Genomic DNA, 17,142 nt, shown 5'->3' with positions numbered 1-17,142 from the left:
GCGGGCCTGCTCGCGAAGAGGCCAGTGGAGTCAACAGAGATCACAAGGCCGGAAAGTGAATCTTGAACGCCGCGCCGCCCAAGGGTGAGTCGCCCAAGGTCAGCCGCGCGCTGTAGCTTTCGATAATGTCCTTGACCACCGCCAGACCGATGCCCTGTCCCGGATGCTGGCGGTCCAGCCGCTCGCCCCTTTGCAGGATCCGCGCACGCTGATCAGGTGGCACGCCCGGCCCGTCATCTTCAATGCACAACTCGGTGCCTTCGAGGCTTTCTGTCAGGCTGATGCGCACTTCGCTCAGGCACAGGCGATAGGCGTTTTCCAGCAAGTTGCCGAGCATTTCGAGCAGCGCGCCCTTCTCGATCGGCACATCGCATTCGGCCGGCAACTCAAAGGTCACCGTCACGCGTTTATCGCGATAGACCTTGTCCAGCGTGTCGCACAGGCTTTGCAATACCGGCTCAAGGCGCACCTGGTGGCGCACCAGGCCGCTTTTACGCAGGCTGGCACGCTGCAGCTGGTAGCCGATCTGCTGGCTCATCCGTTCGATCTGCGATTGCAATACCCAGGCCTGGCCGCGATCTTCCGGGCGCTGGGCCATGTCCTCACTCACACCCTGCAACACGGCCAGCGGCGTTTTCAGGCTATGGGCCAAGTCGTCGAGGGAATCGCGGTAGCGCGCCCGTTGTTCACGCTCGCTGTGCAGCAACCGGTTGAGAGAGCCCGTCAGACGCAGCAATTCACGGGGATGCTCTTCGGAAAGGCTTTCGCGGGTGCCGCCTTCGATCTGGTCAAGTTCCTGGCTCAGGCGCCGCAGCGCCTGCAGGCCCCACGTCAGGCCCAGCCACAGCAACGTCAGCAACACCAGCAAGGCCGCGCCGAACCCCAAATAGAGGTTTTCCCGCAGGCCTTCAAGGGTCAGCTGGTATTCGCGCACCGGCTGCAGGGCCACGATACTGAACGCCGCGCTCTTGCCGCCCAGCAGCTTGACCTCGACGTCATACACGAAAAATTCCTGACCATTGGCTTCGCGAATGCGCGCGAACTCGTTACCGCGCCCGTCGTAGCGCGGCTTGTAGTTGATGTTTTCTTCCTGGGTAGCGCGCGAGCGCCATACCAGATGGCCTTCACGGTCGTAGATATAGCCAAGCAGACGGCTATCGGTGAGGTTGAAACGCTCGTCCGGCAACTGCGCCGGCATCAGCAGGCGGTTGTTTTCGACGCGCGCAGCGGAAATCAGGGTGGTGACGTCCGACGCCAGGCGCTGCTCGATGGAATCCTGCAGCGCCAGGCTGAACGCCCCTTGCATGGCGGGCAATAAGCCCAGCATAAACAACACGGCCAGGGTGGTGGCCGCCAGCATCAAGCGCACACGTAACGAGCGTATCAACGGCAGCGCTCATTAAACAGGTAACCCAGGCCCCGCACGGTGTCGATCGGCTTGAACCCCGCCGGCCCTTCCAGCTTGCGGCGCAGGCGGCCGACCAGCACTTCGATCACGTTCGGATCACGCTCGTCGTCATCGGGATAAAGCTGCTCCATCAAGCGGTCCTTGGCGACGACTTGCTGATGGTGGCGCATCAAGTATTCGAGAATCCGATACTCATAGGCGGTCAGCGCCAGCGGCTGCTCATCCAGGGACGCTTGCTTGCGATTGAGGTCCAGCAGCAAGGGCCCGGCAACAATGGTCGACTGGGTGAACCCGCTGGAGCGGCGCAGCAAAGCGTTCATCCGCGCCTCCAGCTCTTCGAACTGGAACGGCTTGACCACATAGTCGTCAGCGCCGGCCGCCAAGCCTTCGACCTTGTCCTGCCAGTTGCCGCGGGCGGTGAGGATCAGGATCGGGAAGGTCTTGGCCTGGCTGCGCAGTTGGCGGATCAGGTCCAGGCCGCCCATGCCGGGCAGGCCCAGGTCGATGATGGCCAAGTCATGGTTGAATTGCCCGGTCTGGTACAGGGCTTCCTCGGCATTGGCCACGGCCTCGACCACGTGCCCGCTGTCGGTCAGGCGGGTGAACAGGTGATGACGCAACAGCGCCTCATCTTCCACGACCAGCAATTTCATAAGGCTCTCCAAGGCAATTCAACTGTCCGACAGGGGGATATCATAGCGGCCCTGCAAGTCTTGCGGGCGCAGTTTAATGCCATTGTATTGGCCCGTCAGGTGTTCGTAACCGGTGCGGTAGGCAGGTTGCGCAGCGCTCAGGCCCAGGGACTGGCCCCACGGCGCGGCCTGGGTGCCCGCGTCTTCGAAGCTGACACGATGGATCAGGTTGCTGGACTTTTTGGTTTTCTCGCCACCAAATGCCGCCAATGCACCGTCCGACGCCTGGACGCCGGCAGTGGCACTGAGCATGGTTAACGCCAACATCAGCTTTTTGATCGCAGTCATGGTGCTTACCTCTACGCGTTTTGGCTGTTGAGCCCAGACTACGCAGGCGCCCCTGAACTCCCCCTGAACGGGCTCTGAACCGGGCCTGAACCGTGACGGGCTATCCACTGGCGCGCCAACTGACGCAAAATACCGCGCATGACGCCCCTACCCGCTTGCTGCACCCCACTTGATGCCCATTGGCCGCTGCCCGCTCCGTTGCCGGGCACGGTGTTTCTGAGCACCCGTTTCGATCCGGCCTTATTAGCTGCCGGTGATTTCCAGCGTTGCGCGGTGCCGCCTCCGGCCAGCATCCAGCGCTCGGTGGCCAAGCGCCAGGCGGAGTTTCTCGCCGGCCGCCTGTGCGCCCGCGCGGCACTGCAACAACTCGATCACCTCGATTGCGTGCCGCCCATCGGCGAAGACCGTGCGCCGGTGTGGCCTGAACACATCAGCGGCTCAATCACCCACAGCACCGGGCACGCTGCGGCGATTGTCGGGCACAAGGCGCAATGGCGTGGGCTGGGGATGGATCTGGAGAATGTGCTGGCCCTGGACCGGGCCGAACGCCTGGCCGGGGAGATTCTGACGGCTGAAGAAATGCAGCGCATGGCAAGCGTGCCGCGCGAGCAGGTCGCCTTGTTGGTGACGCTGACGTTTTCGGCCAAGGAAAGCCTGTTCAAGGCGCTCTACCCGATCGTGCAGAAGCGCTTTTACTTCGAACATGCCGAGGTGGTGGAGTGGTCCGAGACCGGGCAGGTGCGACTAAAGCTGCTAACCGACCTTTCGACTGAGTGGTGCCATGGCACAGAGTTGGAGGGGCAGTTTGGGGTGGACGGGGAGCAGTTGTTGAGCCTGGTGGCCATCAAGGCCTGATCTACCGCCATCGCAGGCAAACCAGCTCCCACTTTTTTTGCATGCATTCGCCCTGTGGGAGCTGGCTTGCCTGCGATAGCGATCTCAAGCCTTCTCCTGATCCCGTGGCCAGCTCAAACTGAAACACGCCCCGCCCAGGTTGTTGCTCTTGCTGATCAACGCCCGCCCGCCGTGCCAATAGATGATCCGCCGCACAATCGACAACCCCAGGCCGTGCCCGCCCGAGGCGCGGGTGCGGCTGTCGTCCAGGCGCAGAAACGGCGTGAAAATGCGCTCCCAGGCGCTTTCCGGCACACCGGGGCCGTCGTCTTCCACATCGATGCGGCACCGCACCTGGCCGACCTGGTAGCTGATCAACACCTGGCCCTGGGCGTGGCGCATCGCATTGCTCACCAGGTTTTGCACGGCGCGGTGCAGGTAGCGCGGTTCGGCATCGACCCAGGCATCGTCCCAATGCGCCGACGACAAGCAAATACCGCGGGCCACGTTGACCTGAGGGCGCAGTGGCGACAATTCGCCGATCACCTGATCGAGCAACGCGCTGAGGTCGACCCGCTGGAAATTCAGCTCCGGCGCGCCCTGCTCCAGGCGCGCGTAGGTGAGCATTTCGTCAACCAGGCCATCCAGGTCTTGAATGTCGCTGTCCATGCCATCCATGTATTTGCGCCGCGCCTCGGGGCTGGCGGCGCCGCCGATCATCTCCAGGCCAAAGCGCAGGCGTGCCACCGGAGTGCGCAATTCGTGGGACACCGCCCGCACCAGCTCACGCTGAATCGCCAGTAACTGCTGCAAGTGCTCGGCCATGCCATTAAAGGCCGCCGCCAGCCGCCCCACCGAGTCGGCGCCGCGTGCCGGCACGCGGACCTCCAGATTGCCTTTAGCGATACGTGTAGCCGCCGCTTCCAGCCCCTTGAGCCGCCGCTCGAGCTGGCGCACCAACAAATACACGATCAAGCCGATCAGGGTCAGGCTGATCAAGGCGATCAGGATCAGCCACTGCGGCGGGTAAGGGTTCATTTGGTACAGCGGGCCGATTTCCAGTACCCATGGCGTCCCGACCATGCCGGCAAACACGCGGATCGAATCGCCGCCCTTGCCCAAGGCCATCACCGTGTCGCCTTCCGACACCCGGCGACGCTGATCGTCGTCCATGTCCGCTTGATCCAGGGTCATCAGGTGCATGTCAAAACCAAAACCTTTGGCTTGCTTGATGTCGGCCAGCTTTTGCGGTTGCTCGGCGACCGGGAAGCGCACCAGTTCGTCCGCCAACAGGTAAATCGTCGCGCGAGCCAGTTGCTCGCTGATCTGTTGCACTTCGCCGGTGAGTACCAGCTGTTCCTGCTCGCTGACCAGGCGCAGCACCCGCGCGGCATGCGGCCCGGTCTGCTCGACCAGCACCTGGCCGCGTTGCAGGCGGTTGCGCTGGCTCAGGTCCAGTTGCGCGTCGGTGAGTGTGCGCAACTCCAGGGGAATGCCCAGCAACCGCTCCCACACCGCCAGGGCGCGCTGGCGTTCGATGGCGCTCATGGGCTGCAGGTTGTCGCCCATCAACGCGAAGGTGCCGTGGGCCAGGCGTTCACGGTATTGACCGCTGCGCACTTCATTGAGCAGGTGCAGGGCCAGTACGCCCAGCAGCGCGACCAGGATCAGCGCCGCGCACATGCCGCCATAGATGCGCAGGAAGATCGAGTTCACAGCGGCATATCGGCAGCGGCTTCGGGGACGAACAGGTAGCCTTTGCTGCGGATGGTCTTGATCAGGCGCGGATGGATTGGGTCGTCGCCGATTTTGGGGCGAATGCGTGAGATGCGCACATCGATGGAGCGGTCCTGGCCGTCATAGCCGATGCCGCGCAGGGCGATGAAGATTTCTTCGCGCGACAGGATGCGCCCGGCATTCGCCACCAGTAGCCATAACAGGTCGAATTCGGCACTGGTCAATTCGATACCGCCTTCGTGCAGCCAGGCTTCGCGCAGGGCATTGTCCACCACCAAAGGGCCAAATTGCAGGCGACGCTGGTTTTCCACGGCAATCGGCAAAGCCGGCTCACTGCGCCGCAGCAGGGCCTGGATACGCGCCAGCAACAGTCGCGGGCGCACGGGTTTGCACACATAATCATCGGCGCCCATGTCCAGGCCCTGCACCTGGTCCATGTCATCGGTGCGTGCAGTGAGCATCAGGATCACACCGTCATAGCGCTCGCGCACGCTGCGGCAGATGCTCAGGCCATCTTCGCCGGGCAGCATCAGGTCGAGGATCACCAGGTCGGGCTGTTCGGCAATGATGCGTGCCGCCGCCAGGGCGCCGTCGCTTTCCACCGCCACCCGCAGGCCGTTGCTCTCCAAATAATCACGGGTCAACTCGGCCAATCGCTCGTCGTCCTCGACGATCAATATCTGCCAGGCTTCTTGCTCCATGCGCTACCTCGGTTCTAATTATTGTCATCTACGGGGCACACACTACTGCCTCTATTGAAGGCCGATTGTAGCCATGCGCCAGCCCTCTGGCACAAGCCGGGAAATCCATTCGGTGATCACGTTTTTTTGTGGTAGGGTTCGCGCCCTCAAAATTCCAATCGGCTGTTTTTACCTTGGAATATTCGGTGACAAACGGCGCGATCCAGTAGTACTGCGGCCTACACGGGCGTTCTACGTTTCATACACATTTTACCCACAGCGTTATCCACAGGTAGTGCGTTGCTAAGCCCCCCAAAACGCATTATCTTGTACCTCGGCGCTAAAAAAACCCTACATGTAGGGTTTTAAGCGAAAAAACCAAACACAGATCAGACAAGAAACTCAAGCGCTTTCTTGCTCCCGTTTGGTTGGAACCAACGCATTTTTTAAAAGCCCAAACCGCGCACGCGGATGGCAGCCGTTTTCCAGCCTCCAGGGCAGAAAGCGGTACGGGTGTTGCAGTGCTTGAAGCGAGCAACTGTCACCCACCAGGAATACGGCGAAGGGCGCCTCAAGGCCCGAACCGAAGACTTCGGCATGGAAGCGGCGCGATGAGCTCCCTTCCTCCTGTCCCGAAGTTGTTATGCCAGGCCCAAGCCTGCTGTAAGTGCTTCAGGACGGAACGGTGGGCACCGTGATGGTGCCCAAATAAATATAGAATGTGGAGACAACCCCCCATGCAAACCGACACAACTCGCGAGAACCCGCAGGGCTCCGTGCCGCAGGCCGCTGATTCGAATATGGATCTGTCCGCCACTGCACCTGGCCAACTGCGAGTGATCAAGCGTAACGGCACTGTCGTTCCTTACACCGATGACAAAATCACCGTCGCCATCACCAAAGCGTTTCTTGCAGTTGAAGGCGGCACCGCTGCTGCCTCGTCGCGCATCCATGACACCGTTGCCCGCCTGACCGAACAAGTCACCGCAACCTTCAAGCGTCGCATGCCCTCGGGCGGCACCATCCACATCGAAGAAATTCAGGACCAGGTCGAACTGGCCCTGATGCGTGCCGGCGAGCAGAAAGTTGCCCGCGACTACGTGATCTACCGTGACTCGCGCGCCAAGGAACGCGCTGTGCGCACCCCGGCTGAAGAAGCTGCCGTGCAAGCTCACCCGTCGATCCGCATCACCCTGGCTGACGGCACATTTGCACCGCTGGACCTGGGCCGCCTGAACACCATCATCACCGAGGCCTGCGAAGGCCTGGAAGAAGTCGATGGCGACCTGATCCAGCGCGAGACCCTGAAGAACCTGTACGACGGCGTGGCCCTGACCGACGTCAACACCGCCCTGGTGATGACCGCCCGTACCCTGGTTGAACGTGAGCCGAACTACTCGTTCGTGACCGCGCGCCTGCTGATGGACACCCTGCGTGCCGAAGGCCTGGGCTTCCTGAAAGTCGCCGACAGCGCCACCCACCACGAGATGGCTGACCTGTACGCCAAGGCCCTGCCTGCCTACATCGCCAAGGGTATCGAATTCGAATTGCTGAACCCGATCCTGGCCACCTTCGACCTGGAAAAACTCGGCAAGGCGATCAACCACGAGCGCGATCAGCAGTTCACCTACCTGGGCCTGCAGACCCTGTACGACCGTTACTTCATCCACAAGGACGGTATCCGTTTCGAACTGCCGCAAGTGTTCTTCATGCGCGTGGCCATGGGCCTGGCGATCGAAGAGAAGCACAAAGAAGACCGCGCCATCGAGTTCTACAACCTGTTGTCGTCCTTCGACTACATGTCGTCGACCCCAACCCTGTTCAACGCCGGCACCCTGCGTCCACAGCTGTCGAGCTGCTACCTGACCACCGTGCCGGATGACCTGTCGGGCATCTACCACGCGATCCACGACAACGCCATGTTGTCCAAATTCGCCGGCGGCCTGGGCAACGACTGGACCCCTGTGCGTGCACTGGGTTCGTACATCAAGGGCACCAACGGCAAGTCCCAGGGCGTTGTACCGTTCCTGAAAGTGGTGAACGACACCGCTGTAGCCGTGAACCAGGGTGGCAAGCGCAAAGGCGCTGTGTGTGCCTACCTGGAAACCTGGCACATGGACATTGAAGAGTTCATCGAGCTGCGCAAGAACACCGGTGATGACCGTCGTCGTACCCACGACATGAACACCGCCAACTGGATCCCTGACCTGTTCATGAAGCGTGTCTTCGATGACGGCCCGTGGACCCTGTTCTCGCCATCCGAAGTACCGGACCTGCACGACCTGACCGGCAAGGCCTTCGAGGAGCGTTACGAGTACTACGAAGCCCTGTCCCAGTACCCAGGCAAGATCAAGCTGTTCAAGACCATCCAGGCCAAAGACCTGTGGCGCAAAATGCTGTCCATGCTGTTTGAAACCGGCCACCCATGGCTGACCTTCAAAGACCCGTGCAACCTGCGCAGCCCGCAGCAGCACGTGGGCGTGGTCCACAGCTCGAACCTGTGCACCGAGATCACCTTGAACACCAACAAGGACGAGATCGCCGTTTGCAACCTGGGCTCGATCAACCTGCCGAACCACATCGTCAACGGCAAGCTGGACACCGCCAAGCTGGAACGCACCGTGAACACCGCCGTTCGCATGCTCGATAACGTTATCGACATCAACTACTACTCGGTACCCCAGGCGCAGAACTCCAACTTCAAGCACCGCCCGGTCGGCCTGGGCATCATGGGCTTCCAGGACGCGCTGTACCTGCAGCACATTCCTTACGGTTCGGACGCTGCGGTCGAGTTCGCCGACAAGTCGATGGAAGCGGTCAGCTACTACGCGATCCAGGCTTCCTGCGACCTGGCCGACGAGCGCGGTGCCTACGAGACGTTCCAGGGTTCGCTGTGGTCCAAAGGCATCCTGCCGCTGGATTCGCAACAGATCCTGATCGAGCAGCGTGGCCAGAAGTACATCGACGTTGACCTGAACGAATCCCTGGATTGGGCGCCGGTACGTGCCCGTGTGCAGAAAGGCATTCGTAACTCCAACATCATGGCCATCGCACCGACCGCCACCATCGCCAACATCACCGGCGTGTCGCAGTCGATCGAACCGACCTACCAGAACCTGTATGTGAAATCGAACCTGTCGGGCGAATTCACCGTGATCAACCCGTACCTGGTTCGCGACCTGAAAGCTCGCGGCCTGTGGGACTCGGTCATGATCAACGACCTGAAGTACTACGACGGTTCCGTGCAGCAGATCGAGCGCATCCCGCAAGAACTCAAAGAGCTCTACGCAACTGCGTTCGAAGTGGACACCAAGTGGATCGTTGACGCGGCCAGCCGTCGTCAGAAGTGGATCGACCAGGCGCAGTCGCTGAACCTGTACATCGCTGGCGCTTCGGGCAAGAAGCTGGACGTGACCTACCGCATGGCCTGGTACCGTGGTCTGAAAACCACTTACTACCTCCGTGCCCTGGCCGCGACCAGCACCGAGAAGTCGACCATCAACACCGGTAAACTGAACGCTGTTTCCAGCGGCGGCAACCACGGTGATGATTCGGTTCTCGCAGCACCAGCCGGTCCAGCGCCAGTGCCAAAGGCCTGCGCGATTGATGAGCCGGATTGCGAAGCTTGCCAATAAGCTGAGCTGATCCCGGGCTTGATTGCCCGGGATTGAAAAAAACCGATAGACCCTGCTGCAATGGGTTTATCGGTTTTTTTGTTTTTACGCTAAACGAATTCGTAGGCGTTGCCTTCCTGGGGAGCGCCGCCTCGCCCTCCCCACAACTCTACGCGACCGCCAATCACCGCCATTGAATGGCCGCCGTAATCCACCACGCCCAGTGCGCCGCGTGCCAGCGCCGAACTCGAAGAGTCTTTATAGAGGCCATTCAATCCAAGCCGGTCCAGCGCCTCTCGCCCCATCTCGCCATTGTTCAAGCTTTGCATCGCATGCGCGAAACTCTGCCTCGCGACCTCGGGATCGTCATCAAAACCATTCCCTTCCATCTGTGCACGCTTGGCACTTACGGCGTACATGAAGTTGGCGTCGGTCATCATCGAGGGGTTATCCCCCTTGAACTGTGCGTAGCTGGCGGCGTGCCTCAGTTCAGCTTTGGATAAATCCAGTTCGAAGCCATCGCGCATCTTGACGTGATAGCCACCAGCGGTCTCATGCACCTCAGCGAAAACATCAGTGGGCTTCTGCCCAAACTTCATCATCGCCCCCTTTATCGCGGCAACCGTGACGCAATTACCATCGGGCCCCTGGCTGAATCCACTCCAGATATTGTCCGGTTTCTTGCCCGGGTTACTTGCGTCCGGCTTGTAGTTGAAATGCTTGGAGCCTTCGGTAATCGGCAGATTACTCATGGGCTCACTGCCGCCAAAATCGCTTGGACTAACCCGACCGCCATCAACGCCACCGCCGCCGCCACCACCGCGGTCTGGCGAGGGTGCTGGAGACGGAGTTGGCTCATCTGCAAACAGCTCTGGAAACAGCCTCTTCAACAGCGCAAGAAAATCTGTAACCGCCTCCCGCTTCAACTGCTCAAGGATCGCTTTGAATTTTTCCTCTCCCAGCGCGTTTCGCTTTTCATTGAGCTTGTCGCGCAGGTCCTGGACAGTCTGGTTTTTGGCGGTTTTTTCGGCGTCATCCAACTGCCTGAGAAGCTGCGTGACCGCGTCTTTATCGGCATCGACCGCATCCCGGCTGCCCTCTGACCGGCTGACTCCACTCAGGTACTGCCCCGCCCACCCCGCGCCATAACGCACACCTCCAGCCCCTTGGCCGGACATCGACGAACTTCCCATACCGAGCCACCTTGTGATCGAACACGTTGAGGCTTGATGAGTGGAAAGAACCGTGTGGCCGGTTCCAACACGGGCCTGTCGGCTGTGATCAGGCCAGAGGTGGGAATATTCCCCGATGCCAAATGGCAGGCAAAAAAAAGCCCCTCGATCGAGGGGCTTTCGTTGCGCGTGCGCGTCAGGCCAACAGCATCAGGTCATCTGAATGATGGTCTGCATGATGGTGCTCTGAGTGGAGATGGTCTTGGCGTTCGCCTGATAGTTGCTCTGGGCCTTGATCAGGTCCACCAGCTCGTTGGTCAGGTTGACGTTGGAGTTCTCCAGGGATTTGGACACGATCGAACCCAGGGTGCCGGCTTGCGGGGTGTCGTAACCCGGCTGACCCGACGCATAGGTTTCTTTCCAAGTGGTGCCGCCCGCCGGCTGCAGGCCTTGTTCGTTGTTGAAGCTGGCCAGGGAAAGCTGGCCGATGGCCTTGCTCTGCTGGTTGCTGAAGGTCGCGAACAACACGCCGTTACCGTCAATGTTCAGGCCGGTGATCTGGCCGGTAGCGTAGCCATCGGTGACCGGTGGATTACGGTAGGTGGCCGAGTTGTACTGGGTGATGTTGCTCATGTTGATGGCAATCCCACCAGGGTTGGCGTTCGCACCGTTTTTGGTCCACACGCCGTTGGTCACTGTGCCCGGCACCCAGCCGGTCAGCTGCAAGGTGGTGCTGGAAGTGGTGCCCGTAACAATCCCGGTGAGCTTGCCGGAACCGTCGAAGCTCAACGTCGAGGCGACCGGCGGCGTCGAGCCTGTGCCGGTAGGCGCCGAACCGTCAGGGTTACGGCCATCGATCAGGGTGTAGGATTTCCAGGTGTTGGAATCCGTTTTCACCAGGTATTGCACCATTGGGTGGGCGTTGCCCTGGGTGTCATACAAGGTGGTGTTGTATTGAGTGCTGAACGTGGTGGAGTCAGTTGGATCAAACGGCTTGGTCGTCTGATCAATCACCGGCGACGACGAGTTCAGGTTGCTGGTGGAGTCGACTTTGGTGGAAGCCTTGGGCGGCAGGTTCGACAGGTTCAATTGCAGGTCGGTCAGCGCACCCTTGATGATATTGCCGTCGGCGTCCGCCGCGTAGCCTTGCAGGCGCGAGGTGCCGGTGTTGTTGGTGACGTAGCCGTCTTTATCCGAACGGAAGGCACCGCTGCGGGTGTATTCCAGCGAGCCGTCACTGCCCTTCTGAACGAAGAAGCCGCCGCCCTGGATCGCCATGTCCAGCAGACCGCCGGTATTGTTGACGTCGCCCTGGGTGAACTGCTGGGAAACGGCCGCCAGGTTCACACCACTGCCGACACTGTTCTGGCCGGTGCCCAGCTTGGACGCGGCGTAGATGTCCGAGAACTCGGCACGGGACGATTTGAAGCCCGTGGTCGCGACGTTGGCGATGTTGTTGCCGGTCACGTCCAGCTGTTTGTTGGCCGCATAGAGGCCGCTAAGGCCGATGTTAAAAGACATGTTTCTCTCCTTCTGCCGTATTTAGCCGGCTCTATGTACCGATAGTCTGAATTTGCGACAGCTTGACGCTGCCCATGCCGCCGGCAAGGTTGAGCAGCATTTCGCCGCCGGTCTTGCTCAACGTCACGCTGGTCACTGTTGCCGGCAGCGAGGTCAACAAGGCAACCGAGTCGCCCGTATCATTTTTGGTGCTGGCCGCGAAGGTATAAGTCCCGGCGGGGGCGACCTCGCCTTTGTCGTCCTTGCCATCCCAGATAAAGCTGGAATCACCGGCGCTTTGGGCGCCCATGTCGAGGGTGCGGACCACGTTGCCGTCTTTGTCGGTGATCTTCACGGAGACGTTGCCCGTCGCCGCGGTCACCGCCACCGAGCCGGTCATGCTCTTGCTGGTATCAACCATGGCCTTGTCGGTCTGGGTGATGATCGAACGCCCGACCAGCGACGATGCCTGCAGCGCTTGCGAGGAACTGAAGTTGCTGGAGATCGCATTTACCGAGTCGTTCAGGGTGTTGATGCCTTCCAGGCTGCTGAACTGAGCCAGCTGGGCCACAAACGCACCGTTGTCCTGTGGCGACAGCGGGTTCTGGTTTTTCAGCTGGGTGACCAGCAGCTGCAGGAATGCATCTTTACCCAGCGCCTGGTTACCGGTGGCCGCGCTGGCCGCCGAAGCGAGGCCGCTGTTGTCTGTCGCGGTCTTGACCTTGGAGTTGAAAAGGTCCTGAACCGGCGTGTTGGGTGTCGTAGAAGTGGTATCAACAATGGCCATTATTTGGCGCCCCTTATCACTGACCCAGGGTCAGGACCTTCTGCATCATGGTTTTGGCGGTGTTCATCATTTCCGCGTTGGTTTGGAACGAGCGGCTGGCGGAAATCATGTCGGCCATTTCCTCGACCACGTTGACGTTGGGGTAGTACACGTAACCCTTTTCGTTCGCGGCGGGATGGTTGGGTTCGTAGCGGGCTTCCAGATTGCTTTGGTCTTCGACCACGCCAAGCACCTGCACGCCCTGGCCTGCGGCATCCTGGTTCTGGAACAGCGAGTCGCCGCTACCGCTTTGGCCACTCTGGCCGTCCTGAAACATGGTGGCGAACACCGGGTGACGGGCACGGTAGGTCTGGTCAATGCTCGAAGACACAGTCTCGGCGTTGGCGATGTTACTGGCGACGGTGTTCAGGCGCGTGGTCTGCGCGCTCATGCCACTGCCGGCAATATTGAAAACACTGGCTAAGGACATGGCTTACTCTCCACGCAGGGCTGACATCAGCCCTTTGAATTTGCTGTTGAGCAGGGTGAAGCTGGCCTGGAAGTTCACCGAGTTTTCGGCGTAGGCCGATTGCTCCAACTGGGCGTCGACGGTGTTCTGGTCGATCGATGGCTGCATCGGCGTGCGATACAGCAACGACTCGTCACCATTGCTCAAGCCTTGCGCTTCGATATGACGGCTGTTGGTCATGTTCAAGGCGAAGGTGCCGTTCTTGGTCTTGTCCTGCTGTGCGGCGAGCACGGCAGAGAAGTCCAGGTCCCGAGCCTTGTAGTTCGGGGTGTCGGCGTTGGCAATGTTGTTGGCCAGGACTTCGGCACGCTGGGCGCGGAAGCCCAGGGCTTGTTCGTGGATACCGAGCGCTTTATCGAAGCTGATGCTCATGGCGGAAACCTTTAGGCTGACCTGCTTTTCGTAACAGGGTTATAGCAAGGCGCATGCCAATTCCATCGGGGCCCGTAATTCAAGGGTTTGCGGGGAGTTTGCCGGTGGCAATGCCAGAAAAGCGGCAACGGCCTTCCGCGTGGCGCCAGTAAAGCGGCAATGCCGGTTGCCGCTTTTATGCAGACTGCCGGTAGTGACACGGCTGATTGAACGCCAGGCTCAGCAGGCAGCCCTTCAATACAGCGGCCTGAACACTGATCATTGCGTCGCCTGGGTTCGAACAGGATTCGGCGAAGCGCTTTGCGGCTGAACACCTGGTTACGCTCGGCGACGCCAACGCTCAGGCAGTCATCGAGATGAAGCCTGCCGAATCGCGCGCATGAAAAACGGGAGGCTTTTGGGGCCTCCCGTTTTTTAATGCTCATGGGCCGATCACTTGGCCTGGTAAATGATACCGGGACTGCACTGCACCATCTGGTAATGGTCCGGCAACCCATTGAGCGCCTCGGACGCACCGAGGAACAGGTACCCACCACGCTTGAGCGTGCCGTGGATGCGCAACAGGATGTCTTTCTTCACTTCGGCCGAGAAATAGATCAGCACGTTGCGGCAGAACACCATGTCGAACTTGCCCAGGCTGGCGTAGCTGTCGAGCAGGTTGAACGAACGAAACTCTACCCGGCTCTTGATCGGTGCCTTGACCGCCCAGCGTCCCGCCCCTTTGGGGTCGAAGTAACGTTGCAGGCGCTCCTGAGACAAACCTCGGCCCAAGGCCAGACTGTCGTACTCACCGGTCTTGCAATTGGTGAGCATGGTGCCGGACAAGTCAGTGGCGACAATCTGCGCCCCGGCCTTCAACTGGCCCATGTTGGTGCGCTCGAACTCGTCGATGGACATCGAGATCGAGTACGGTTCCTGCCCCGAGGAGCAAGCGGCCGACCAGATACGCAAGCGCTGGCCCGGACTGGCCTTGATGGCCTCCGGCAGCACTTTGTTCTTGAGCACTTCGAAGGGGTAGGTATCCCGAAACCACAGGGTTTCGTTGGTGGTCATGGCATCCACCACCATTTCCTTGAGCCCACTGCGCGGCTGGCCCTGAATACGCTGGACCAACTCGCCCAGGGACCTGATGCCCTGCTGCTCCATCAGTTTGTTGAGACGGCTGGATACCAGGTACTGCTTGTTTTCACCGAGCAATATGCCACAGGCTTTTTCCAGGAAGACCCGGAACTGTTCGAAATCCAAATTACCCGTAGACAATGATACCGCCTCTTAAATCGTGTGACCGCCAGGGGAACTCCCCTTAGCCGTGATCTGCTGCCTTGATCCGGTCGACTACCCGGGATGCCAGGTCATCAGGGCGGAATTTGGCCAGAAAGTCATCGGCACCGACCTTCTTGACCATCGCCTGATTGAATACGCCCGACAACGAAGTATGCAGGATGATGTGCAGTTTTTGCATGCGTGGATCGTTGCGTATCTCGGCCGTGAGCGTGTAGCCATCCATTTCCGGCATCTCGATGTCGGAGATCATCATCAAAAATTCTTCTTCCGGCTTCTTGCCTTCGTCCACCAGCTTGCGCAGGTAATCCAGGGCCTGGCGACCGTCGTTGAGGGCCACCACTTCCACGCCGACGGTTTGCAGGCAACGGCTCACCTGTTTGCGCGCAACCGAGGAGTCGTCCACGGTCAGCACGCGCAGCGAGATCGCCTTGTGCGCCGTTTCGGCGTCGACGACGCCCACCGAAATCGATTCGGAGGTCGGTGCCACTTCCGCGAGGATCTTCTCCACGTCGATGATTTCCACCAACTGGTTATCGACCCGAGTCACCGCCGTCAGGTAGTGATCGCGCCCCGTGCCCTTGGGCGGCGGGTGGATTTCCTCCCAGTTCATGTTGACGATGCGTTCCACCGAGCGCACCAGGAAACCCTGGGTCTTGGTGTTGTATTCGGTAATGATCACGAACGGGTTCTGGCGGTCCTGCAGCCCCGCAGAGCCGGTGGCCAAGGCCAGGTCAAGAATGGGGATGGTCGCACCACGAATGTTGGCCACGCCACACACCACCGGACTGGACTTGGGCATGATCGTCAGCTTGGGACACTGCAGCACTTCCCGCACTTTAAACACGTTGATGCCGTACAGCTGCTTGCCGTCCAGGCGAAAAAGCAACAACTCCAGGCGATTCTGCCCTACCAGCTGTGTGCGCTGGTTTACTGAATCCATTACTCCTGCCATGCCCAGACTCCTACGCAAAAACCTTAGGGGTACGACGCGTACCCAACACTAAACGGCACGAGCTTTGCTATTTATTGATTTATGAACCTTAAAACGACAGTTTCCCGACGCATCCCACGCTACCGCAGAGTTGTCTGCGTCTGGCTGGCATTGCTTGCCTTGGGCGCAGGCACCACGGCCCGTGCAGATAATGTCACCTTGCCTGATCTCCTTATCGGCGTCACTCAAGGCTTTCTTGAATTCACTGTAGAAGATTATCTGGCGACCACGCAGGCACCGGGGCGTTATGAAATTCAGGTGAACCCGCTGGACCCGCGCCTGCGCATGCCCATGTGCGACAAAGAATTGACAGCCACGCTGGAAAGCCCCGCCCAGCCCATCGGCCGCGTGACGGTCAAAGTGCGCTGCGACGGCGCCTCGCCCTGGACCGTGTTCGTCCCGGCGCAGGTCAAACTGTTTCGTGATGTAGTGGTTGTCACACGTCCGCTCAAACGGACGGGCATCATCGGGTTTGAAGACGTTGCGCTGCGTGAACGGGATATCAGCTCGATCAATCAGGGTTATCTCACCTCGGTGGACCAGGCCGTCGGGCAAAAACTTACCCGACCAATGGTCACCGACCAAGTGATTACGCTGGTGCATCTGGAACAGGCCGAGGTGATTCGCAAGGGCGACCAGGTGGTGATTTCCGCCAGCAGCGGCGGGCTGACGGTAAAGATGCCGGGCGAGGCGCTGTCCAATGGCGGCATGAGCGAACAGATTCGGGTCAAGAACCTCAATTCCAATCGCGTGATCAAGGCACAGGTGATGGCGCCAGGCCAAGTCGAGGTCGCTTTATAGATCACTGGTATCAAGCGCCAGCTTTTCCTACACTGTGCGTTGGATATCGACCTGTACAGGTTTATTGTCAATCGAGCCTAAAGTTTGTCCGGGTATGGCCGAAAACATGGCAAGCGTCCAAATACCCAGAGGTTTTTTTATCATGGTCATCGATTTCAGTCGTTTGAATAACACCCCGGCATTGCCCGGCAATACGCGCACCAGCGGTGCCAAGGACAGCGTAGAAGCCAAGGCCCAGCCAGCGCCCGCCAAGACCGAACAGGCCGGCGCCAGCCAGAGCGGGGAATCGGTTCACCTGAGCAATGAGGCTCAACAGTTGCAAAAGGTCACTGACTCGCTGCGCGACCAGCCGGTTGTCAATAAAGCCCGTGTGGCCGAGTTGAAACAGGCCATCGCCGATGGCAGCTATAAAGTCGACAGCAACCGTGTAGCCAGCAAGCTGCTCAACTTCGAAGCCGAGCGCTAGGCGAAGGC

Annotated in this window: 16 protein-coding genes; 4 read left to right on the top strand and 12 right to left on the bottom strand. The window is 59.9% G+C overall.

All coding sequences use genetic code 11. The annotated features are described in order from the left end of the window. Positions 1 to 40: 40 nt before the first annotated feature. Genes AACU78_RS12550 through AACU78_RS12540 form a run of 3 tightly spaced genes read right to left on the bottom strand, consistent with a single transcriptional unit; the run spans position 41 to position 2,388 of the window. Positions 41 to 1,387 carry an ATP-binding protein gene (locus AACU78_RS12550; protein ID WP_106576142.1) on the bottom strand — a complete coding sequence of 449 codons (1,347 nt, stop codon included), beginning with the start codon at positions 1,385 to 1,387 and terminating at the stop codon, positions 41 to 43. After that, a complete protein-coding gene (locus AACU78_RS12545) occupies positions 1,384 to 2,061 on the bottom strand; it encodes a response regulator (protein ID WP_017138377.1) in 678 nt (225 codons plus the stop codon). Before AACU78_RS12545 ends, AACU78_RS12550 begins: the two co-directional genes overlap by 4 nt. 18 nt (positions 2,062 to 2,079) lie before the next feature. Then, a complete protein-coding gene (locus AACU78_RS12540) occupies positions 2,080 to 2,388 on the bottom strand; it encodes a hypothetical protein (RefSeq protein ID WP_106576141.1) in 309 nt (102 codons plus the stop codon). A gap of 138 nt (positions 2,389 to 2,526) precedes the next feature. On the opposite strand from AACU78_RS12540, the gene AACU78_RS12535 reads away from it, so the two are divergent. Beyond that, positions 2,527 to 3,243 carry a 4'-phosphopantetheinyl transferase family protein gene (locus AACU78_RS12535; protein WP_106576140.1) on the top strand — a complete coding sequence of 239 codons (717 nt, stop codon included), beginning with the start codon at positions 2,527 to 2,529 and terminating at the stop codon, positions 3,241 to 3,243. An 84-nt stretch (positions 3,244 to 3,327) separates the two neighbouring features. Here the strand turns inward: AACU78_RS12535 and AACU78_RS12530 are convergent, their stop codons facing one another. Together AACU78_RS12530 and AACU78_RS12525 are read right to left on the bottom strand one after the other, a co-directional pair. Then, positions 3,328 to 4,938: an ATP-binding protein gene (locus AACU78_RS12530; protein WP_106576139.1), complete on the bottom strand. Its 1,611-nt coding sequence runs from the start codon at positions 4,936 to 4,938 to the stop codon at positions 3,328 to 3,330. Next, a complete protein-coding gene (locus AACU78_RS12525; protein ID WP_106576138.1) occupies positions 4,935 to 5,660 on the bottom strand; it encodes a response regulator in 726 nt (241 codons plus the stop codon). The genes AACU78_RS12530 and AACU78_RS12525 overlap by 4 nt, the downstream gene beginning before the upstream one ends. Positions 5,661 to 6,376: 716 nt before the next feature. Here AACU78_RS12525 and AACU78_RS12520 point away from each other — a divergent pair. Next, positions 6,377 to 9,274 carry a ribonucleoside-diphosphate reductase subunit alpha gene (locus AACU78_RS12520; RefSeq protein WP_106576137.1) on the top strand — a complete coding sequence of 966 codons (2,898 nt, stop codon included), beginning with the start codon at positions 6,377 to 6,379 and terminating at the stop codon, positions 9,272 to 9,274. A gap of 89 nt (positions 9,275 to 9,363) precedes the next feature. On the opposite strand, the gene AACU78_RS12515 is transcribed toward AACU78_RS12520, so the two are convergent. The 7 genes from AACU78_RS12515 to AACU78_RS12485 all read right to left on the bottom strand — a co-directional run bounded on the left by AACU78_RS12515 (position 9,364) and on the right by AACU78_RS12485 (position 15,828). Beyond that, on the bottom strand, positions 9,364 to 10,446 hold the full coding sequence (locus AACU78_RS12515; RefSeq protein ID WP_177410064.1) for a hypothetical protein: 1,083 nt from the start codon (positions 10,444 to 10,446) through the stop codon (positions 9,364 to 9,366). Positions 10,447 to 10,635: 189 nt separating this feature from the next. Beyond that, on the bottom strand, positions 10,636 to 11,946 hold the full coding sequence (flgE, locus tag AACU78_RS12510) for a flagellar hook protein FlgE (RefSeq protein ID WP_106576136.1): 1,311 nt from the start codon (positions 11,944 to 11,946) through the stop codon (positions 10,636 to 10,638). Positions 11,947 to 11,977: 31 nt separating this feature from the next. Then, entirely contained in the window at positions 11,978 to 12,712 is a 735-nt protein-coding gene (gene flgD, locus AACU78_RS12505; protein WP_106576135.1) for a flagellar hook assembly protein FlgD, read from the bottom strand. A gap of 16 nt (positions 12,713 to 12,728) precedes the next feature. Then, positions 12,729 to 13,181, bottom strand: coding sequence for a flagellar basal body rod protein FlgC (flgC, locus tag AACU78_RS12500; protein WP_106576134.1), 453 nt, complete (start codon positions 13,179 to 13,181; stop codon positions 12,729 to 12,731). 3 nt (positions 13,182 to 13,184) lie between these two features. Next, positions 13,185 to 13,592: a flagellar basal body rod protein FlgB gene (gene flgB, locus AACU78_RS12495; RefSeq protein WP_010208346.1), complete on the bottom strand. Its 408-nt coding sequence runs from the start codon at positions 13,590 to 13,592 to the stop codon at positions 13,185 to 13,187. Positions 13,593 to 14,024: 432 nt separating this feature from the next. Further along, complete coding sequence (gene cheR / locus AACU78_RS12490) at positions 14,025 to 14,852, bottom strand: protein-glutamate O-methyltransferase CheR (protein WP_106576133.1); 828 nt, start codon at positions 14,850 to 14,852, stop codon at positions 14,025 to 14,027. Between the two features lie 43 nt (positions 14,853 to 14,895). Further along, on the bottom strand, positions 14,896 to 15,828 hold the full coding sequence (locus AACU78_RS12485) for a chemotaxis protein CheV (protein ID WP_106576132.1): 933 nt from the start codon (positions 15,826 to 15,828) through the stop codon (positions 14,896 to 14,898). Between the two features lie 81 nt (positions 15,829 to 15,909). Between AACU78_RS12485 and flgA the strand changes: the two genes are divergently transcribed. Continuing rightward, positions 15,910 to 16,668 carry a flagellar basal body P-ring formation chaperone FlgA gene (gene flgA, locus AACU78_RS12480; RefSeq protein WP_106576131.1) on the top strand — a complete coding sequence of 253 codons (759 nt, stop codon included), beginning with the start codon at positions 15,910 to 15,912 and terminating at the stop codon, positions 16,666 to 16,668. Positions 16,669 to 16,810: 142 nt separating this feature from the next. Next, positions 16,811 to 17,134, top strand: a complete 324-nt coding sequence (flgM, locus tag AACU78_RS12475) for a flagellar biosynthesis anti-sigma factor FlgM (RefSeq protein WP_106576130.1) — start codon at positions 16,811 to 16,813, stop codon at positions 17,132 to 17,134. Positions 17,135 to 17,142 lie beyond the last annotated feature (8 nt).

Source organism: Pseudomonas sp. R9.37 (genome assembly GCF_963878885.1).
Taxonomy (GTDB): Bacteria; Pseudomonadota; Gammaproteobacteria; order Pseudomonadales; family Pseudomonadaceae; genus Aquipseudomonas.
The sequence above is the reverse complement of the archived record's forward strand: the minus strand, read 5'-3'. Positions and strand labels throughout refer to the sequence as shown.

What these genes read in the sequence shown, in the direction of transcription:
- flgE (WP_106576136.1), bottom strand. Translation starts at nt 11,946, where the DNA reads ATGTCTTTTAACATCGGCCTTAGCGGCCTCTATGCGGCCAACAAACAG.
- AACU78_RS12485 (WP_106576132.1), bottom strand. Translation starts at nt 15,828, where the DNA reads ATGGCAGGAGTAATGGATTCAGTAAACCAGCGCACACAGCTGGTAGGG.
- flgB (WP_010208346.1), bottom strand. Translation starts at nt 13,592, where the DNA reads ATGAGCATCAGCTTCGATAAAGCGCTCGGTATCCACGAACAAGCCCTG.
- AACU78_RS12535 (WP_106576140.1), top strand. Translation starts at nt 2,527, where the DNA reads ATGACGCCCCTACCCGCTTGCTGCACCCCACTTGATGCCCATTGGCCG.
- flgD (WP_106576135.1), bottom strand. Translation starts at nt 12,712, where the DNA reads ATGGCCATTGTTGATACCACTTCTACGACACCCAACACGCCGGTTCAG.
- AACU78_RS12540 (WP_106576141.1), bottom strand. Translation starts at nt 2,388, where the DNA reads ATGACTGCGATCAAAAAGCTGATGTTGGCGTTAACCATGCTCAGTGCC.
- AACU78_RS12520 (WP_106576137.1), top strand. Translation starts at nt 6,377, where the DNA reads ATGCAAACCGACACAACTCGCGAGAACCCGCAGGGCTCCGTGCCGCAG.
- AACU78_RS12515 (WP_177410064.1), bottom strand. Translation starts at nt 10,446, where the DNA reads ATGGGAAGTTCGTCGATGTCCGGCCAAGGGGCTGGAGGTGTGCGTTAT.
- flgM (WP_106576130.1), top strand. Translation starts at nt 16,811, where the DNA reads ATGGTCATCGATTTCAGTCGTTTGAATAACACCCCGGCATTGCCCGGC.
- flgC (WP_106576134.1), bottom strand. Translation starts at nt 13,181, where the DNA reads ATGTCCTTAGCCAGTGTTTTCAATATTGCCGGCAGTGGCATGAGCGCG.
- AACU78_RS12525 (WP_106576138.1), bottom strand. Translation starts at nt 5,660, where the DNA reads ATGGAGCAAGAAGCCTGGCAGATATTGATCGTCGAGGACGACGAGCGA.
- flgA (WP_106576131.1), top strand. Translation starts at nt 15,910, where the DNA reads ATGAACCTTAAAACGACAGTTTCCCGACGCATCCCACGCTACCGCAGA.
- AACU78_RS12545 (WP_017138377.1), bottom strand. Translation starts at nt 2,061, where the DNA reads ATGAAATTGCTGGTCGTGGAAGATGAGGCGCTGTTGCGTCATCACCTG.